General features: G+C 72.0%; 16 protein-coding genes. 3 read left to right on the top strand and 13 right to left on the bottom strand.

Translation table 11 applies throughout. The features are described 5' to 3' along the window. Positions 1-4 precede the first annotated feature (4 nt). From rodA to OHA34_RS12960, 8 genes are all read right to left on the bottom strand, one after another. On the bottom strand, positions 5-1,207 hold the full coding sequence (gene rodA, locus OHA34_RS12925; protein ID WP_329521715.1) for a rod shape-determining protein RodA: 1,203 nt from the start codon (positions 1,205-1,207) through the stop codon (positions 5-7). Then, the gene (gene mrdA / locus OHA34_RS12930) at positions 1,204-3,306 is read right to left on the bottom strand and encodes a penicillin-binding protein 2 (RefSeq protein WP_329521716.1); all 2,103 of its coding nucleotides are present in this window, start codon (positions 3,304-3,306) and stop codon (positions 1,204-1,206) included. The genes rodA and mrdA overlap by 4 nt, the downstream gene beginning before the upstream one ends. Then, positions 3,303-3,899 (bottom strand): rod shape-determining protein MreD, encoded by a 597-nt coding sequence (mreD, locus tag OHA34_RS12935; protein WP_285944414.1) that lies wholly within the window; start codon positions 3,897-3,899, stop codon positions 3,303-3,305. The genes mrdA and mreD overlap by 4 nt, the downstream gene beginning before the upstream one ends. 1 nt (position 3,900) lies before the next feature. Next, on the bottom strand, positions 3,901-4,902 hold the full coding sequence (gene mreC, locus OHA34_RS12940) for a rod shape-determining protein MreC (protein ID WP_285944413.1): 1,002 nt from the start codon (positions 4,900-4,902) through the stop codon (positions 3,901-3,903). A 115-nt stretch (positions 4,903-5,017) separates the two neighbouring features. Next, positions 5,018-6,052, bottom strand: coding sequence for a rod shape-determining protein (locus OHA34_RS12945; RefSeq protein ID WP_285944412.1), 1,035 nt, complete (start codon positions 6,050-6,052; stop codon positions 5,018-5,020). A gap of 237 nt (positions 6,053-6,289) precedes the next feature. After that, entirely contained in the window at positions 6,290-6,700 is a 411-nt protein-coding gene (gene ndk, locus OHA34_RS12950; protein ID WP_285944411.1) for a nucleoside-diphosphate kinase, read from the bottom strand. Between the two features lie 369 nt (positions 6,701-7,069). Next, positions 7,070-7,516, bottom strand: coding sequence for a DUF4233 domain-containing protein (locus OHA34_RS12955; RefSeq protein WP_285944410.1), 447 nt, complete (start codon positions 7,514-7,516; stop codon positions 7,070-7,072). Continuing rightward, on the bottom strand, positions 7,513-8,883 hold the full coding sequence (locus tag OHA34_RS12960; RefSeq protein WP_285944447.1) for a bifunctional folylpolyglutamate synthase/dihydrofolate synthase: 1,371 nt from the start codon (positions 8,881-8,883) through the stop codon (positions 7,513-7,515). The genes OHA34_RS12955 and OHA34_RS12960 overlap by 4 nt, the downstream gene beginning before the upstream one ends. A gap of 370 nt (positions 8,884-9,253) precedes the next feature. Here OHA34_RS12960 and OHA34_RS12965 point away from each other — a divergent pair, with 370 nt between their 5' ends. After that, positions 9,254-10,303 (top strand): hypothetical protein, encoded by a 1,050-nt coding sequence (locus OHA34_RS12965; protein ID WP_329521717.1) that lies wholly within the window; start codon positions 9,254-9,256, stop codon positions 10,301-10,303. Here the strand turns inward: OHA34_RS12965 and OHA34_RS12970 are convergent, their stop codons facing one another. Then, positions 10,304-11,458, bottom strand: coding sequence for a hypothetical protein (locus OHA34_RS12970; protein ID WP_329521718.1), 1,155 nt, complete (start codon positions 11,456-11,458; stop codon positions 10,304-10,306). It abuts the gene before it with no gap. Positions 11,459-11,694: 236 nt separating this feature from the next. On the opposite strand from OHA34_RS12970, the gene OHA34_RS12975 reads away from it, so the two are divergent. Beyond that, positions 11,695-12,480, top strand: coding sequence for a sensor histidine kinase (locus tag OHA34_RS12975; protein WP_329521719.1), 786 nt, complete (start codon positions 11,695-11,697; stop codon positions 12,478-12,480). Then, positions 12,477-13,130, top strand: coding sequence for a response regulator (locus tag OHA34_RS12980; RefSeq protein WP_285944405.1), 654 nt, complete (start codon positions 12,477-12,479; stop codon positions 13,128-13,130). Before OHA34_RS12975 ends, OHA34_RS12980 begins: the two co-directional genes overlap by 4 nt. A gap of 218 nt (positions 13,131-13,348) precedes the next feature. On the opposite strand, the gene clpX is transcribed toward OHA34_RS12980, so the two are convergent. The 4 genes from clpX to tig all read right to left on the bottom strand — a co-directional run bounded on the left by clpX (position 13,349) and on the right by tig (position 17,979). Continuing rightward, the gene (gene clpX, locus OHA34_RS12985; protein WP_285944404.1) at positions 13,349-14,623 is read right to left on the bottom strand and encodes an ATP-dependent Clp protease ATP-binding subunit ClpX; all 1,275 of its coding nucleotides are present in this window, start codon (positions 14,621-14,623) and stop codon (positions 13,349-13,351) included. Positions 14,624-14,764: 141 nt separating this feature from the next. Continuing rightward, positions 14,765-15,391, bottom strand: a complete 627-nt coding sequence (locus tag OHA34_RS12990; RefSeq protein ID WP_285944446.1) for an ATP-dependent Clp protease proteolytic subunit — start codon at positions 15,389-15,391, stop codon at positions 14,765-14,767. A 99-nt stretch (positions 15,392-15,490) separates the two neighbouring features. Then, positions 15,491-16,123 (bottom strand): ClpP family protease, encoded by a 633-nt coding sequence (locus tag OHA34_RS12995; RefSeq protein ID WP_285944444.1) that lies wholly within the window; start codon positions 16,121-16,123, stop codon positions 15,491-15,493. Positions 16,124-16,440: 317 nt separating this feature from the next. Next, positions 16,441-17,979 carry a trigger factor gene (gene tig, locus OHA34_RS13000; protein WP_329521720.1) on the bottom strand — a complete coding sequence of 513 codons (1,539 nt, stop codon included), beginning with the start codon at positions 17,977-17,979 and terminating at the stop codon, positions 16,441-16,443. Positions 17,980-18,140 lie beyond the last annotated feature (161 nt).

Raw genomic sequence — 18,140 nt, forward strand, 5'->3', positions numbered from 1 at the left:
GCCGTCAGTCGAACGTACGGCGCCGGACGTGGACGGCCTGGAGCAGCCCGAAGGCGATCATGTTGGCGAAGGTGGCCGAACCGCCGTAGGACACGAACGGCAGCGGCAGCCCGGTGATCGGCATGATCCCGACCGTCATCCCGATGTTCTCGAACGTCTGGAACGCCAGCCAGCACACCACGCCCGTGGCGACCAGCGTGCCGAACAGGTCGGCGGCCTGCGAGGCGATCCGCAGCCCGCGCCACATCACCAGGCCCAGCAGCACGATGATCACCGCCGCGCCGACGAAGCCGAGCTCCTCGCCCGCGACGGTGAAGATGAAGTCGGTCTGCTGCTCGGGGACGAAGTGCCCGCCGGTCTGCTCGCCCTGGAACAGCCCCTTGCCGAAGAGGTTGCCCGACCCGATCGCGATGCGGGCCTGCTGGGCGTTGTAGCCGGCGCCGCGGGGATCGGCCGACGGGTCCATGAACGCGGTGAACCGGTCGATCTGGTACTGCTTGAGCAGGCCGAAGAACCACACCGCGAACGCGGTGAGCAGGCCGCCGCCGACCAGCCCGGCGAGCCAGCGCTTCCGGGCGCCGGAGACGGCCAGCATGCCGAGCACGACGGCGGTGAAGACCAGGGTGGTGCCGAGGTCGGGCTGGAGCATGATCAGCGCGGCCGGCAGCCCGGCCAGCGCGAGGGCCAGCAGCACGTCGCGGCGGCCCGGCCCGACCTCGCCGTCGCGCGGCTCGCCGAGCAGCATCGCCAGCAGCACCACCAGCCCGACCTTGGCGAACTCCGAGGGCTGCACCTGGAACCCGCCGCCGATCACGATCCACGAGTGCGAGCCGTTGATCGTCGAGCCGAGCGGGGTCAGCACCGCCAGCAGCCCGGCGCAGGCCAGCCCGTACAGGATCGGGACGTAGGCGCGCAGCAGCCGGTAGTCGAGCACGGTGACCAGCCCGCCGAGCCCGAACCCGATGAGCAGGTTGAGCACGTGCCGCTTGAGCAGGCCCTCGGGGTCCTGGCCCTGGTCGGTCAGGATCTGGAAGGTGGCCGAGCGGACCAGGAACGCGCCGCCCACCGACAGGGCCAGCACGGTCAGCACCAGCATCCAGTCGAGCCGGCGCAGCCCGGCCGCCCGCCGCTGCCAGACCCCGTGCTCGCCGTACCCGCCGAGGGTGCCCGCCGCCCGCCGGTTCATCGGCCCGCTCACCCGGGTCACGGGGCCGCTCCGGCGACGCCCGGCTGCCCGGCCGGACCTGCGACGCCCGGCTGCCCGGGCGGGGCCGCGGGCAGCCGGCCGTCCTTGAGCATCGGCTTCTTGCCCTTCAGCCCGTACATCGCCTCGTAGATCTCGCGGACGGCGGGCGCGGCGCTCTCACCGCCGGTGCCGCCCTGCGAGATCATCGCCACCACCGCGTAGCGCGGCTTCCCGGCGGGCGCGAACGAGGCGAACCACGAGGTGTCGTCCTTGCCGTAGACCTCGGCGGTGCCGGTCTTGCCCGCCACCGCCACCTTGCCGAAGTCGAAGCCGCGGAACGCGCCGGCCGCGGTGCCCGACTTGGGGACCCCGGCGAGGCCGCCGCGGATGTAGGCCAGCACCTTGGGATCGACCGGGAGCCGCTTGGCCTCGGGCGGCTCGATCCGGCGCGCCACCGAGCCGTCGGGCCGGGCGATGGCCGTGCCGACGCGCGGCACCACCAGCCGCCCGCCGTTGGCCACCGCCGCGTACGCACGGGTGAGCTGCAACGGTGTCACCAGCACGTCGCCCTGCCCGACCGACAGGTTGGCCGCGTCGCCGGCCCTCCACAGGTAGCCCTCGGCGCAGTTCTCCGAGTCGATCGCCTTGAGGTAGGCGGCCCGCGCCGGGTCGGTCCGCGCGATGTCGGGGTGCCCGTCCTTGGCGCCCTTGCAGGCGGCCTTCCGGGTGGCGTTCCAGTACGACCGCTTCCAGCCGCGGTCGGGGATCCGCCCGGTGGTCTCGCCCGGCAGGTCGATGCCGCTGCGGCTGCCGAACCCCCACTGCCGCGCCATCGCCACCATCGGGTCGGACGGCTTCTTCTTCGGCTTGGTGCCGCCGTCGCGCAGCCACTGCTCGTAGGCGAACTTGTAGAAGATGGTGTCGCAGGAGACGACCAGCGCCCGGTGCAGGTCCATCTGCCCGTGCGCCTGGCCCTCGAAGTTCTTGAAGGCGCGGCTGCCGACGTTGAACGAGCCGGGGCACGGGTAGGTGCCGTGCAGGTCGTAGCCGTCGCCGACCGCGGCCGCCACCGAGGAGACCTTGAAGGTCGAACCGGGCGCGAACTGCCCCTGGGTGACGCGGGAGATGAGCGGCTCGCCCTTCTTCTTGCCGAGCAGCGCGTCGTACTCGTCCTGGGAGATGCCGCCGGTCCAGATGCTCGGGTCGTAGCTCGGGTAGCTGGCCATCGCGACCAGCCGCCCGGTCTGCACGTCCATCACGACCGCCGAGCCGGCGTCGGCCTTGCGGCCCCGCGTCCGGGCGTCCTTGATCGCGCTTTCCAGGGCCTTCTCGGCCGCGCCCTGCACCCCGGCGTCGATGCTGGTGACCAGGTTGCCGCCGGGCGTCGGCGGACGGTCCCGGGCGGTGCCGGTGACCCGGCCCTGGCTGTCGACCACCACCTTGCGCAGGCCGGGCTCGCCGCGCAGCTCGGCGTCGTAGGTCGCCTCCAGCCCGTCGCGGCCGATCAGGTCGACGCCGCTGTAGCCGGTGACCTTCAGGCCCTTGCGCTGGTCGAGCTCGGCCTGGGTGATCGGCTGGAGGTAGCCCAGGGCCTGCGCCGCGCTGGCGCCCTCGGGCCGCGGGTACTCGCGGACGGCCTGGACCGCCGCGGTGACCCCCGGGAAGTCCTCCTGCCGCTCCATGATCTGGAGCGCCCGCTTGGCGCTGACGCGGTCGTCCACCGGGATGGGCTGGTACGGCGACCCCGGCCAGCAGGGGCGCTGGATGCCCGGCCCGCACAGCCGGATCTTCTTCGACAGGTCGTCGTAGCCGGTGCCGAGGACCAGGGCGAGCCGGCCGAGCACCGCCTTCCCGCCGTCCTTCTGCCGCGACAGCGTGGTGCGGTCGACCGACACCACCAGCGCGGTGCGGTTGCGGACCAGCAGGCGGCCCTGGTCGTCGAGGATCACGCCGCGGACGGCGGGCACCACGATGTCGCGGGTCCGGTTGTCGGCGGCGACCTGCCGGTAGTGCCGGCCGTCGAGGACCTGCATCGTCCACAGCCGGCCGGCCAGCACCAGCAGCAGCGCCGCGACCAGGACGTACAGGACGACGAGTCGGAAGTGGGTCCTGGAGTTCACAGGCCGCCGCCCCGCCCCGACATCGCACGGTAGCGGGCGGCGGGGACCGCGAAGCGGTCGCGGGAGCGCTCGCCGCGTTCGTACCGGCGGGTGACGCGCAGCACCGCCCAGACGACGAACGGGCTGGCTATGACGTCGTACAGCACCTGGAGCGGGACCATGCCGCTGACGGTGCCCCAGGTGGCCCGCGGGTCGCCGAGCATCATCCCGGTCGCCGCGTACAGGACGGTGCCGGCCAGCGCGCCCGCCGCGACGGCGAAGAACGGCACCAGCGACTGCCGGTCCATCTCGGCCGAGGCCAGCCCGCACACGTACCCGATCAGGCAGTAGACCAGCGCGTAGCGGCCGATGGTGTGGTCGGCTGGCGGGATGATGTCGGCGGCCAGGCCGGCGCAGAACCCGGCGACCATGCCGGTCATCGACCCGCTGACCAGCGCCAGCGCGACCACGGCCAGCAGCACCAGGTCGGGCGTCACCTCGCCGGGCAGCGGCAGCCGGTTGGCGACCGACACCTGGAGGACCAGCGCCACGACGATCACGATGACGGCCAGCGCGTTGCGGCCGGCCGCGGACGGCTCCGGAGCGTTCAGCACATCAGTCCCCCGAGGTCGGTTCGGTGGTCGGGCGGGCCGGGCGGCCCGTGCGGCCCGGCTTCCCGCTCGCCGGGGAGCCCGCCGGGCCGGACGGCCTCGGGCTCGCGGACGGGCTCGGCTTCGCCGGCGCGGGGGGCAGCACGGCATCGCGCGGGTCGGTCTTGGGCGCCGCCACCACGACGGCGACGACGTCGAGGCTGGTGAATCGCACGAACGGGCGGACGTAGGCGGTGCGGGTCAGCCCGCCGGCCGGGTTCCCGATCTCCTCGACCACGCCGACGGGCACGCCCGGGACGTAGGGGCTCTCCCCCTGGGAGCCGAGCGTGACCAGCCGCTGCCCGACCTGGATCGGCGCGTTGGCGTCGAGGAGCTGGAACCGCAGCGGGGTGCGCCCGCCGTTGCCGAGGCCGCGGCGGCCCCGGCCCTGCACGATCCCGATCTCCTTGGAGTCCTCCAGCCGGCTGCCGACCGAGGAGGTGACGTCGGTGGCCAGCAGCACGGTCGCGGTGGCGGGCCCGACCCGGGTGACCCGGCCGACGAGCCCGTCGGCGCTCATCACCGTCATGTCGCGGCGGACGCCGGAGCGGCTCCCCACGTCGATGGTGACGGTGTCCTCGAAGCCCTGCCCGGCGGAGATCACCTGCGCGGCCCGGATCCGGTAGCCGCCGGTGCCCGCCGTGCCGAGCAGCCGGGTGAGCTGCGCGGACCGGTCCTGGTCGAGGTGGCCGGCCCGCAGCCGCTCGCGGAGCCGCTGGTTGTCGCGTTGGAGCCGGTCGGCCCGGCGCCGCTCGCCGGGCGCGTCGGTGATCGCGTCGAGGGTGTTGCCGACCGGCCGCACCACCGCCGCCGAGGCCCGCTCGACCGGGCCGAAGACCGCCGCGCCGACGCCGCGCAGCCCGCCCAGCGGCGAGTGGTCGCCGCCGCGGTAGTCCGCGGTGATCATCGCGAGCGCCGTCACCAGCAGCACGCTGAGGACCACGCGGGTGCGCCGGGTGTCCTTCACCCGCTGACCTCCCGTCTCCGATTCCGCTGGGGCACGACCCCCAGACCTCCGGGGATCGGCCGGCCGGTCCGCGTCTCACCGCGAACGGCCGGCCCCGTGCTGTGGCCGAAGGGGGTCAGTGCCTGCGTTCCGGTACGAGGACCTGCCGGAGCGACTCGAAGTCCTCGACGCACTTGCCGGTGCCGAGCACGACCGAGTCGAGGGGGTTGTCGACGAGGTGGATCGGCATGCCGGTCTCCTCGCGGAGCCTCTCGTCGAGGCTCTTGAGCAGTGCGCCGCCGCCGGTGAGGGCGATCCCGCGGTCCATGATGTCGCCGGACAGCTCGGGCGGGCACTTGTCGAGCGTGGTCTTGACCGCGTCGACGATCGCGTTGACCGGCTCCTCGATCGCGCGCCGGACCTCCTCGGCGGAGATCACCACGGTCTTGGGCAGCCCGCTGACCAGGTCACGGCCGCGGATCTCGGCGTGCGGCTCGTCCTTGCCGGCGGGGAACGCCGAGCCGATGGCCATCTTGATCTCCTCGGCGGTGCGCTCCCCGAGCATCAGGGAGTACTCCTTCTTGGAGAAGGAGATGACCGCCTGGTCGAGCTCGTCGCCGCCGACCCGGACGGACTGGCTGGTGACGATGCCCCCGAGGGAGATGATGGCGACCTCGGTGGTGCCGCCCCCTATGTCGACGACCATGTTGCCGGTGGGTTCGTAGACGGGCAGCCCGGCGCCGATCGCGGCGGCCATGGGCTCCTCGATGATGTAGACGCGGCGGGCGCCGGCCTGGTATCCGGCCTCCTTGACGGCGCGCTGCTCCACCCCGGTGATGCCGCTCGGCACCGCCACGACGATGCGCGGCTTGGCGAAGTGCCGGCGCTTGTGCACCTTCTGGATGAAGTAGCGCAGCATCCGCTCGGTCACGTCGAAGTCGGCGATCACGCCGTCCTTCAGCGGGCGGACGGCGACGATGTTGCCCGGGGTGCGGCCGATCATCCGCTTGGCCTCGATGCCGACCGCGACGATCTTTCCGGTGTTGGTGTTGATCGCGACGACGGAGGGTTCGTTGAGGACGATGCCGCGCCCGCGGACGTATACCAGCGTGTTCGCGGTGCCCAGATCGACCGCCATGTCACGGCCAAGAAACGACAGCTTGTTACCCATGAAGAAAGGGAGCCCTTCATGATTCGCGGGCGTGGAGAGCGGCGCCCCCATCGTAACGCGCCGGAGCCGGGCCGGGCAGGTACCCCCCCGCCGCGCGTCGCCTAAATAATGGGGGCTGACCAGGAAAGTTTCGATTAAAAGACACGCGGGCCGGAGATCTCCGGCCCGCGTGTGTCGACCTTGCCCGCACAGGGCGGGCCGGCGTGATCCTCCCCGGGGGCGCCCCCGGGGAGGGGGTCAGCCGAGGTCGGGGAAGAACAGCTTGATCTCGCGGTCCGCCGAGTAGGTGGAGTCGGAGCCGTGCACGATGTTCTCGCCGATCTCCAGCGCGAGGTCGCCGCGGATCGTGCCGGGGGTGGCGCTCACCGGGTCGGTGGCGCCGGCCAGCGCGCGGAACGCCTCGATGGCGCGGGGGCCCTCGACGACCATCGCGATCAGCGGGCCGCCGGTGATGAACTCGACCAGCTCGCCGAAGAAGGGCTTGCTGGAGTGCTCCTCGTAGTGCGCCTCGGCGGTCTCCCGCGCCAGGGTGCGCAGTTCCAGCGCCGCGAGCTTCAGGCCCTTGCGCTCGATCCGGGAGATGACCTCGCCGACGACGCCACGGCGGACGCCATCGGGCTTGACCAGGACAAGAGTGCGCTCGGACACGGGTGATTCTCTCCTCTTACCGGTGGAATGGGGTGGGCGCGCCCCGTCCTACGGGGTCTGGGCCGCTACGGCCCGCACACCACTGCGGGCGAATCCTACCCGGACCGGGGCGGCGGGCGTGCGGTGCGGCCGGCCGCACCGGCGGCCCGCCCGTCATCGCGAGCCGCGCGAAAGCACCGGGCGGTGCGCGCCGGGTGGACGCGGCGGCCTCTGCGGGACGAGCCGCACGACCGGGCCAATGCAGACCGAATTGTCGGAATTGTGAACTGTCTTCGCCGTCCGCCTTTCCCAGCGGACGAAACTCCGGACGGCGAATCCCCGGCAGGCGAATCCCCGGGCGGACGGAATCGCGGCACGGCCGCCGCGGATTCAGCGCGCCGCCGCGGCCTCCGCCTTGCGCCCCATCCACAGGGCCGTGGCCCACAATGCGCCGAACAGGACGCCGAGGAAGAACATCGTCGGCACCATGAACCCGGTCGCGATGATCAGGAGTTGGAGCACCGTCCCCGCCGGAGTCGCCCACGGGAAGCGCAGCATCCCCGCCATCAGCACGCAGACCACCGCGAGCCCGCCGCACACCAGCCCGGCCAGCGCGCCGTCCACGTTCAGCACCGAGACCGCCACCGGGATCGCCAGCGCGATCACGATCGCCTCGCAGGCCAGCACCGCCGACAGCAGCCGCGCGACCGGGTTGGCCGCCCGGCCCCGCACGGAGCCCGCCGCCTCGGTGCGGACCTCGCCCGCCGCGTCGGTGCGGGCGGTCCCGGCGGCCTCGGTGCGGGCGGGGTCCGCCGCCCCGCCGGAGTCCGTGCTCATCGTCCCTCCCCCACGCGCAGCAGGATGCGCGCGTCGCCGACGGTGACCACCGAGCCGGTGATCAGTACTCCGGCGCCCTGGTACTCGCCGGTCTCCTCGGCCAGCCCGATGGCATGGTCGATCGCGTCGTCGAGCCGGTCGGAGGTGTGCACCCGCTCCGGCCCGAAGATCCCCTGGGCCAGCTCGGCCAGCTCCTCGGGCGGCATCGAGCGCGGCGAGGAGCTGCGCGTCACCACCAGCTCGGCCAGCACCGGCTCGAGCTGGTCGAGCACCCCGGCCACGTCCTTGTCGGCGGCCATCGCGAACACGCCGACCAGCCGGGTGAAGGCGAACGACTCGGTGATCGTGGCGACGGACGCCGCCATCCCGGCCGGGTTGTGCGCCGCGTCCAGCACCACGGTCGGGCTCGACCGCACCACCTCCAGGCGGCCGGGCGAGGCCGACCTGGCGAACCCGCTGCGGACCAGGGCCGGGTCGAGCTGGCCCTCGTTCCCGGTGCTGTAGGTCTCCCCCGGGGCGACCCGGGTGGCGGCCTCCAGGTTGGCCTCGCCCTTGGTCGGGGCACCGCTGGCGAACGCCTCGACCGCGGCCAGCGCGGTCACGGCGTTGCTCGCGTGGTGCTCGCCGAACAGCGGGAGGAAGATCTCGTCGTAGCCGCCGTGCAGCCCGCGCAGCTCCATCTGCTGGCCGCCGACCGCGACCTCGCGGCGCAGCACGCCGAACTCGGCGCCCTCGCGCGCGACCGTGGCGCCGGTCTCGGCCACCCGCCGCAGCAGCACCTCGGCGGCCTCCACCGGCTGCCGGCCGATGACCGCGACCGAGTCCGGCTTGATGATCCCGGCCTTCTCGCCGGCGATCTCCTCGATGGTGTCGCCCAGGTACCGGGTGTGGTCCAGCCCGATCGGCGTGATCACCGCCACCGCCCCGTCGGCCACGTTGGTGGCGTCCCAGCCGCCGCCCATCCCGACCTCGACGACCGCCACGTCGACCGGCGCGTCCGCGAAGGCCGCGAAGGCCATCGCGGTCAGCACCTCGAAGAACGACAGCCGTCCCTCGTGCTTGCCGTCGACCAGGTCCACGTAGGGCGAGACGTCCTGGAACGCCTCGACGAACCGCTCCTCGCTGATCGGCTCGCCGTCGATCGCGATCCGCTCCCGCAGCGTGGTCATCTCGGGACTGGTGTAGAGGCCGGTGCGCAGGCCCCGCTCCCGCAGCAGCGCTTCGATCAGCCGCGCGGTGCTCGACTTCCCGTTGGTGCCGGCGACGTGGACGACCGGGTAGGCGCGCTGGGGATCGCCGAGGACGTCGACCAGATCCCGGATCCGGTCGAGCGTGGGATCGATCTCCCACTCGACGCCGCGGCTCATGATGGCGCTGACTGCGCCCTGGTAGTCGAGCGGATCGGTTACCTGGCTCACGACACTCCATGCAGGCGGAAACTGACCTTCGCAGCCTACTCGGCACCGTCCACAGCCCCCGCCCGGCGCCCTGGGAGCGGGTGCCGGACGGACTGGAACCATGGGAGTCGTGAGTACCGACGAGGTGTTCTTCCGCGAATGGAGTGGCCGCGGCCCTGGGGAGGGCCGCAGTGTCCGGCGTGCCCGCCAGTTGGCCGCCGCTCTGGACGTCCTATCCCCTGGGGCCCCTGTACTGACCGTCGTAGGGTCGAAAGGCAAGGGGACGACCGCCACGTATGCCTCCGCCGTGCTCAGCGCCGCGGGTCTACGCGTGTGCACCGTGACGAGTCCCGGCTACCGCAGCAACCGGGACCGGATCAGGATCGACGGCGAGGCCGTTACGGAGGCGGAGCTCCGCTCCTTGGGCGAGCGGCTCGGACAGGCCATGGACGCACTGCCGGCTGACCGTCCGGACGGCTACCTGTCACCGTCCGGCCTGTTCATCCTGGCGGGCGTGCTGCACGCCCGCCGTGTCCGGGCGGACGTCCTCGTGCTGGAGGCCGGCATGGGCGGACGCTCCGACGAGGTCTCGCTCTTCCCGCCGGACGTCGTCGCGATCGCCCCGGTCTTCGGCGAGCACCTCGGCGTCCTGGGCGGCTCCGTGACCGAGATCGCCGAGGAGAAGGCGGCCGTCGTCGCCCCGGGCACCCGGGCCGTCCTCTCGGCCCGGCAGCCCGGCCCGGTCGCCGACGTCCTCGCCACGACGGTGCGAGGCATCGCGGGCATCGGGATCGAGCACCCTCCGCAAACCCCGGCGGAGCCGCCCGCCCTGCCGCGGACCGCGACGGGGCCGCCGACCGGGCCGCTGCCGGACGGGCTGTCGCGCACCGGCGCCGAGCTCGGGGCCGCCGCCGCGCGGCGGCTGCTCGATCTGGCCGGTCGCCCGGCTCCGGCCCCCGAGCGCCTCCGCGCCGTCCTCGCGTCGGTCCGGCTGCCCGGCCGCCTGTCCTGGCACACCGTCCCGGGGACGGAGACGGAGCTGCTGGCCGACTCGGCGATCGACCGCGAGGGGATCTCCGCGGCGCTGTCCGCCGCGCTGAGCCGCTGGGGGGCGCTGGACCACGTCCTGATCTGCCTGCCCGATCACAAGGACCTGGACGGCGCGATCACCGCGCTGCGCGGCCTGCCGGTGACCTACGTGCGGCTGCCGCACGACCACCTGCGCTTCACCCGCCCGCTGCCCGCCGGGTGGCGGGTGCTGGACTCCGGGGCGCTCACGGCGGAGTCCGTCGGCGGGCTCGGGCGGCGGGTGGCGGCGTTCGGCACGGTCTACTTCATCGGGCTGGTCCTGGATCTGGTGGACGCCGGCACCGAGCGGCTCTACGAGTGATCACTTGTGCCGTTCGAGCTCCGGGCGCATCCGGCGCATGAGGTCGGCCATGGCGCCGGTGTCGGGGGACGAGGCGGGCTCGTCCGAGGCCACGATCCCGAACGAGTCCCGGGTCGCCCACGCGCAGTAGAGGTGGACGTCGGCCAGCACGGCGAAGGTGCCGCACATCGCCCGTCCCCCGCCCTTGCCCGGCTCGGCGCCCTCGGCGGTGATGAACGTGCTGGGGCGGGCCTTCTTAAGGAACGCGGCCGGATCGCCGACCTGGCCCGTCCCGCCCATGAACAGAACGGTCTCGAGCCCCTCCGGTCTGGAGGTGTACATGGCGGTGGCCGCGCCCGGGGCGGGCACTCCCCCGGCCCGGACCGCCGCGGCGATGAACGGGTAGGCGGCGCTCGCGACGGGGTCCGCGGCGTCCTTGAGGAGCCCGCCCGCCGCGGGGCCCGCGGCGACCAGCCGCTTCGGCTTGAGGGCGGTCTTCTCCGCCCCCTTGTCGCCGCCGCCGTCGCCCCCCGACCGGAACGCGATCACGGCGACCAGCAGGATGACGGCCAGGGCCGTGCCCGCAATGATCCCGAGCACGATTCCGGGGACGGGCTTGCGAGCCTGCCGCGAGCCGGGCGCGCCGGTATTCCGCAACCCGGGCGGTCCGGGCGACTCCCAGGACGGCAGCGCCTGGACGGCGACGACGGACTGCCCGCCGGCCGCCAGGACGTCCTGGTGCCTGGCCTGCCCGTTCTGGTGCTGCCCGTTCTGGTATCCGTTCTGGTGCTGGCCGTTCGAGGGGGGCGCGATGGCCGAGGGCCCGAGCGGCTGGGGCATCTCCAGCGCCCGCATACCGCCTGTGTCGGACCCCTGGACCTCCTTGAGCGCGGAGGCCAGCCGGGCGGGGCCTGGGCCGAAGTTGGAGACCGTGGCGTCCGGCAACCCGGGACGGCCCTCCTGGACCGGCGCGACACCGGCCGGCGGCGTCCCGCTCCCGGCCGAGGACCACCAGGGCGGCGATCCGCCCCAGGGTGCGGGCGCGACGCCGGCGGAGCCTCCCGGCTCGGGGACGACCGTCACTCGGGGGCCGTGGTCCTCGGCGATCTGCGTGACCTCCAGGTCATCGCCGGGCGGGGGGCCCGGCAGGTCGGGTCGGGGGGGCGAATCGGCCATTGCACTCCCGGGAGTCAAATCAAGCCCAAGGCCAACGGATCAGACGGATCGTAACTCTGACGCGCCGTCCGTGCCGGGGGTTCGGCCGAGGAGGCCGTCGTCCGCCCCGGCGCCGCGGTGACCGGGCGGGGCCTAAAAGGGGGTTCCCGCCGGGATCGGGACACCGGTCACCTGACACCGGGTCATCCCGCACGGCAGGGTGGTCCGAGAGGCGCGCGCAGGGGGAGGACGAGGGCATGGGACGGGTCCTGAGGCGGGCCACCGGCCTGGCCGGCGCGTTCGCGGCCGGCGCGGCGGCGGCGCATCTGGCCGGCGTCCCCCGGCTGGCCCGGCTGACCGCCGACCTCCAGCGCTCCCGTGAGGAGATCCTGGCCAACCGGGAAGAGGAGCGGCGCCGCCTCCGGCGCGACCTGCACGACGGGCTCGGCCCCACGCTGGCGAGCCTCGCCATGTCCTTGGAGGCGGCGCGGCTCACCATGGCGCACGAGCCCGAGCGGGTCGAGCCGCTGCTGTCGGAGCTGCGCGACCAGCTCACGCGGAGCGTCGGCGACCTCCGCGACCTCACCCACGGGCTCCGGCCGCCCGCGCTGGACGATCTCGGGCTGGTCGCGGCGATCGAGTCGGTCGCCGCGGGCTGCTGCGACCGGGTGGACGTCCGGTTCGACGGCGATCCGACCGATCTGCCCGCCGCCACCGAGGTCGCCGCGTTCCACATCGTCCGGGAGGCGCTGGCGAACGTCCGGCGGCACTCGCGGGCCGCCACCGCCCGGGTGCTGCTGACCCGCGGCACCGATCTGAGCCTGATGGTGGCCGACTCCGGCACCGGCCTCCCCGACCCGGTCCGCAACGGCGGGCAGAGCCGCGGCGGTGGCCTGGCCGCGATGCGGGAATGGGCCGCCGAGCTCGGCGGCACCTGCACCGTCTCCTCGCGCACCGGGGGCGGGACGGTGGTGACGGCGCGGCTGCCGCTCGCCGTGCCCCGCTACCATCGGTCTCCGGCAGAACGAGACGGGCGAACATGAGCACAGAGGCCATCCGCGTCCTCATCACCGACGACCACCCGGTGTTCCGGAAGGGGCTGCGCGACCTGTTGCAGGCGCTCGGCGCCGACGTCGTCGGCGAGGCCGAGAACGGGCCCGAGGCGGTCCGGCTCGCCGCCGAACTGCAACCCGACGTCGTGGTGATGGACCTGCACATGCCGGGCGGCAACGGGATCGAGGCCACCCGCACCATCACCCGCACCAGCCCGCGCATCGGCGTGCTGGTGCTGACGATGTTCCGCGACGACGACTCGGTGTTCGCGGTGATGCGCGCCGGGGCCCGCGGCTACCTGCTCAAGGAGTCGGGCGCCGAGGAGATCGCCCGCGCGGTGCGGGCGGTCGCGGCGGGCGAGGCCATCTACGGGCCCGAGATCGCGCGCCGCGTCCTGGCCTACTTCACCGACATGCCCGACCCCAGGCAGGCGGCGTTCCCGCAGCTCACCGAGCGGGAACGGGAGGTCCTGGAGCTGATCGCGCAGGGTCGCAGCAACGCCGAGATCGCCGCCACGCTGTTCCTCAGCCAGAAGACCGTGCGCAACCACGTCTCCAACATCTTCATGAAGCTGCACGTCGCCGACCGCGCCCAGGCCATCGTGATGGCCCGCGAGGCCGGTCTCGGCGACCGCGGCTAGCTCTATTCGATCCCGGCCCGGCATCCTCGCCTGGCGGCTCGGACGCCGACTGTGCTCGGGCGAGCGCGACATCGCTCCGCGATCTGGCCGGTGGGGCTCGCCTCCGGCTTCGACCCTCCGGCCAGGTAGCGCGCTCGCGCAGTGGCCCGAAACACCGAACGCCCCTCCGGGGCTGCCGGAGGGGCGTTCCGATGTTCCGCCGTTCGCGTCCGCTCGGGTCAGGCGGACTTCTCGCGGGGTTCCCGCTTGGCGCGCTCGCGCGGCACCAGGGTCGGGTTGACGTGCTCCAGGACGGCCTCCCTGGTGATGACGACCCGCGCCACGTCCTGGCGGCTCGGGACCTCGTACATCGCCGAGAGGAGGACCTCCTCGATGATCGCGCGCAGCCCGCGGGCACCGGTGCCGCGCAGGATGGCCTGGTCGGCGATCGCCTCCAGGGCGTCGTCGCTGAACTCCAGGTCGACCCCGTCGAGCTCGAACAGCCGGTGGTACTGCCGGACCAGCGCGTTCTTGGGCTCGGTGAGGATGTTGATCAGAGCCTCGCGGTCCAGGTTGTGCACGCTGGTGATCACCGGGAGCCGGCCGATGAACTCGGGGATCATCCCGAACTTCAGCAGGTCCTCGGGCATCACGTCGCCCAGGAACGCCGACGACTCCTCGAAATCGGCCTTGGAGCGGATCACCGCGCCGAAGCCCATGCCCTGCTTGCCCACCCGGGACTCGACGATCTTCTCCAGCCCGGCGAAGGCCCCACCGCAGATGAACAGCACGTTGGTGGTGTCGATCTGGATGAACTCCTGATGGGGGTGCTTGCGCCCGCCCTGCGGCGGCACGCTCGCGGTGGTCCCCTCCAGGATCTTCAGCAGCGCCTGCTGGACGCCCTCACCGGACACGTCCCGGGTGATCGACGGGTTCTCGCTCTTGCGAGCGATCTTGTCGACCTCGTCGATGTAGATGATCCCGGTTTCGGCCTTCTTGACGTCGTAGTCGGCTGCCTGGATCAGTTTGAGGAGGATGTTCTCGACATCCTCGCCGACATAACCTGCCTCCGTCAGCGCCGTGGCGTCCGCGATGGCGAACGGGACGTTGAGGAGTTTGGCGAGCGTCTGCGCGAGCAGCGTCTTGCCCGATCCGGTCGGGCCCAGCAGCAGGATGTTCGACTTGGCCAGCTCGACCGTGTCGTCCCGTCCCGGGTCGCCGGACTGGATCCGCTTGTAGTGGTTGTACACGGCCACCGAAAGCGCCTTCTTGGCCGTGTCCTGCCCGATGACGTAGGAGTCCAGGAACTCGTAGATCTCCCGCGGCTTGGGCAGGCTGTCCCACTTGAGGTCGGAGGTCTCGGAGAGCTCCTCCTCGATGATCTCGTTGCAGAGATCGATGCACTCGTCGCAGATGTACACGCCCGGACCCGCGATGAGCTTCTTGACCTGCTTCTGGCTCTTCCCGCAGAACGAGCACTTGAGCAGGTCACCACCGTCGCCGATGCGTGCCACCCAACTGTCTCCTTTTCGTGGGGCCGGTCCCGAAGGCTCTCGAAGTTGGATTCGACGTTACCGCCTCCAACGGACTTGGAAAGCCCCTCGCCCGGAAGTGTGCCGACCGGGCTGGGGGTCCTCCCACGTCCTCGCGCCGTCTCAGGACGACACTACCTCGGCCTTCCGCTTCCTGCTTGCGAAGACGTCGTCGACCAAGCCGTACTCCTTGGCCTCCGCCGCCGTGAGGATCTTGTCGCGCTCGATGTCCTTGCGGACTTCCTCGATGCTCCTGCCGCTGTGCCGGGAGAGCATCTGCTCCTCGAGCTCCCGGATCCGCATGATCTCACGGGCCTGGATCTCGATGTCGCTGGACTGCCCGTAGGTGCCCTCGGTGGCCGGCTGGTGGATCAGGATCCGCGAGTGCGGCAGCGCCGCCCGCTTGCCCGCCGTGCCGGCCGCGAGCAGCATCGCCGCGGCCGAGGCCGCCTGCCCGATGCAGACCGTCTGGATCTCGGGCTTGACGAACTGCATCGTGTCGTAGATCGCCGTCATGGCGGTGAACGAGCCGCCGGGCGAGTTGATGTAGATGCTGATGTCGCGATCGGGGTCGATCGACTCCAGCGTCAGGAGCTGGGCCATCACGTCGTTGGCGGACGCGTCGTCGATCTGCACGCCGAGGAAGATGATGCGCTCTTCGAACAGCTTGTTGTACGGGTTCATCTCCTTGACCCCGTACGTGGTGCGCTCGACGAACGACGGGATGATGTAGCGGTTGTGCACCGGCATCGGCGCGCCGCCGGCCTGAATGCCGGGGCGGATCAGATCGCTGAAGCCGGGACGGGTCAGATCGCTCACTTGAGTGCCTCCGATAGCAGGTTCAGGTCGTCAGGAGACGGGGCCCGCCGAGGGCACCTGGGTGGCGCTCAGCACGACGTGGTCCACCAGGCCGTAGTCCTTGGCCTCGTCGGCGGTGAACCAGCGGTCCCGGTCGGAGTCCTTCTCGATCTGGTCGAGCGACTGCCCGGTGTGGTCCGCGATCTTCTCGGCGAGCGTCTTCTTCACGTACAGCATCTGCTCGGCCTGGATCTTGATGTCCGAGGCCGTGCCGCCGATGCCGCCGGACGGCTGGTGCATCATGATGCGCGCGTGCGGGAGCGCGTAGCGCTTGCCCGTGGTGCCGGCGCAGAGCAGGAACTGCCCCATCGAGGCGGCCAGGCCCATGCCGACGGTCACGATGTCGTTCGGGACGTACTGCATGATGTCGTAGATCGCCATGCCGGCGGTGACGGAGCCACCGGGCGAGTTGATGTAGAGAGTGATGTCGCGGCGGCCGTCCTCGGCCGACAGCAGCAGCAGCTCGGCGCAGATGCGGTTGGCGATGTCGTCATCGACCTGCTGGCCGAGGAAGACGATGCGCTCGCGCAGCAGGCGCTGGAAGAGCTGGTCGCCCAGGGGCAGCAGGGGCGCCTCGGCGACCCGGGCCTGGATCCGCGACGACTCATCGAAAGTCGGAGGCATGCTCACCGGGTGTTCCTCCGGTCCTTTTATCGGTTCGGATGATTGGACATTAACGCGCCCCGAGGGCCGCTTAAGCCGGGAGGGGCGGCTTTTCGCCAGGGGCGTACCTTCCCGCCTCCCCCCGGTGCGGCCGGGGGCGTCAAGTCCGCACAAAGGCCGGTGCAAACCTGGTTCAAACGCGGTGCGGGCCCCGAGATCGGCCCGACGGGGAATCCGGCACGGGCCGGGACGCGGCGGCCCGCACCAAAAAGGGGCGCCCCGCACCGGTTCGTTCCGGTACGGGGCGCCCCTGGGGCCCAGAGAAGGTCGCAGACGCCTCAGGCGTCCTTCTTCTCGTCGTCCTTCGCCTTGGCGGCCGGGGTCTCCTCAGCCGCCGTCTCAGCGGCGGTCGCGGGGGACTCCCCGGCCTCGGACGCCTCGGGCACCGCGCCCTCGTCCGTCTCGGACCCGGCGGCGGTGTCGGCGTCGGCGTCGGACGACTCGTCGCCGTCCGCGTCCACGTCCTCGGCCTGGACGGTCTCTCCGGTCTCGCCGTTCAGCTCGCGCTGGATCGCCTCGACGTCGAGCTCGTTGCCGGACTCGTCCTTGACCTTGACGTGCTCGACCACCAGGTTGAGCGCCTTGCTGCGCAGCACCTCGGACACGATGGCGGGGAGCTGGTTGTTCTCGGTGAGGTACTGGGCGAGCTGCTGCGGGGCCACGCCCATCTGCATGGCCTGGGTGACCACGTACTCGCTGAGCTCCTCGTTCTCGACCCCCAGCTCCTCCTGGACGGCGAGCTGGTCGAGGACGAAGCCGCCCTTGACCGCGAGCCGGGCCGCGTCGGCGACCTCGGTGTCGAAGTCCTCCTCGGACTTCTCCTCGTCCTCGAGGTAGGCGGCCTTGGTCAGGCCGGCCATCTGGAGCTGCTGCTCGAGCTGCTGGTTGCGGCGGTCGATCTCCTCCTGCACGACCTGGTCGGGCAGCGGGATCTCGACCTTGGCCAGCAGGGCCTCCAGCGCCTTGTCGCGGGCGTCGGAGAGCTGCTGGGTGCGGACCTGCCGGTCGAGTCGCTTGCGCACGTCCTCGCGCAGCTCCTCGATGGTGTCGAACTCGCTGGCGAGCTGGGCGAACTCGTCGTCGAGCTCGGGCAGGTTCTTGACCTTGACGCTGCTCACGGTGGCCGTGATCTCGGCCTCCTCGCCGGAGCGCTCGCCGCCGGCCAGGGTGCTGGTGAAGGTCTTGGCCTCCCCGGCCGACAGGCCGAGCAGCGCCTCGTCGAGGCCCTCGACGGCCGACTTGCTGCCGACCTCGTAGGAGTAGCCGCTGGTCGAGGCGTCCTCGACGGCCTCCCCGCCGATCGCGGCGGCGAGGTCGACGGTGGCGAAGTCGCCCTCCTCGACGGCCCGGTCGGCGGTGGTGAGCGAGGCGAACCGCTCGCGCAGGTTGTCGACCGTCTCGTCGATCTGCTCGTCGGTGACCTCGACGTCGTCGACGGTCACCTCCAGCCCGTCGTAGTCGGGCACGTCGAACTTGGGACGGATGTCCACCTCGGCGGTGAAGGCGAACTGGGTGCCGTCGTCGAGCTCGGTCACCTCCACGTCGGGCTGGCCGAGCACGAAGATCTCGGTCTCCTCGACGGCGCGGCCGTACAGCTCGGGAAGCGCGTCGTTGACCGCCTCCTGTAGGACCGCACCCCTGCCGACGTACTTGTCGATCAGCGGGGCGGGGACCTTGCCGGGCCGGAAGCCCTTGATCCGCACCTGCTGCGAGATCTCCTTGTACGCCTTGTCGAGATTCGGCTTGAGCTCGTCGAACGGAACCTCGACGGTGAGCTTGACCCGCGTGGGGGTCAACTCCTCGACATCGGTCTTCACTGGGGTAGGTCTCCTTGATCGGGCGCTGTCTCGGCCGCGGCGTTCGACGCGTACTCAGCCAGTCAGTCTCCAGGTTGGCGCGGGCACGCCGAAATACGGCTCCGCGCCTTCGCGCGCCAAGTCTATGGGGTAGAAGAGGGGCCTGCGGACATCGGAGCCGC

The organism is Spirillospora sp. NBC_01491, assembly GCF_036227065.1.
Lineage (GTDB): Bacteria > Actinomycetota > Actinomycetes > Streptosporangiales > Streptosporangiaceae > Spirillospora > Spirillospora xylanilytica.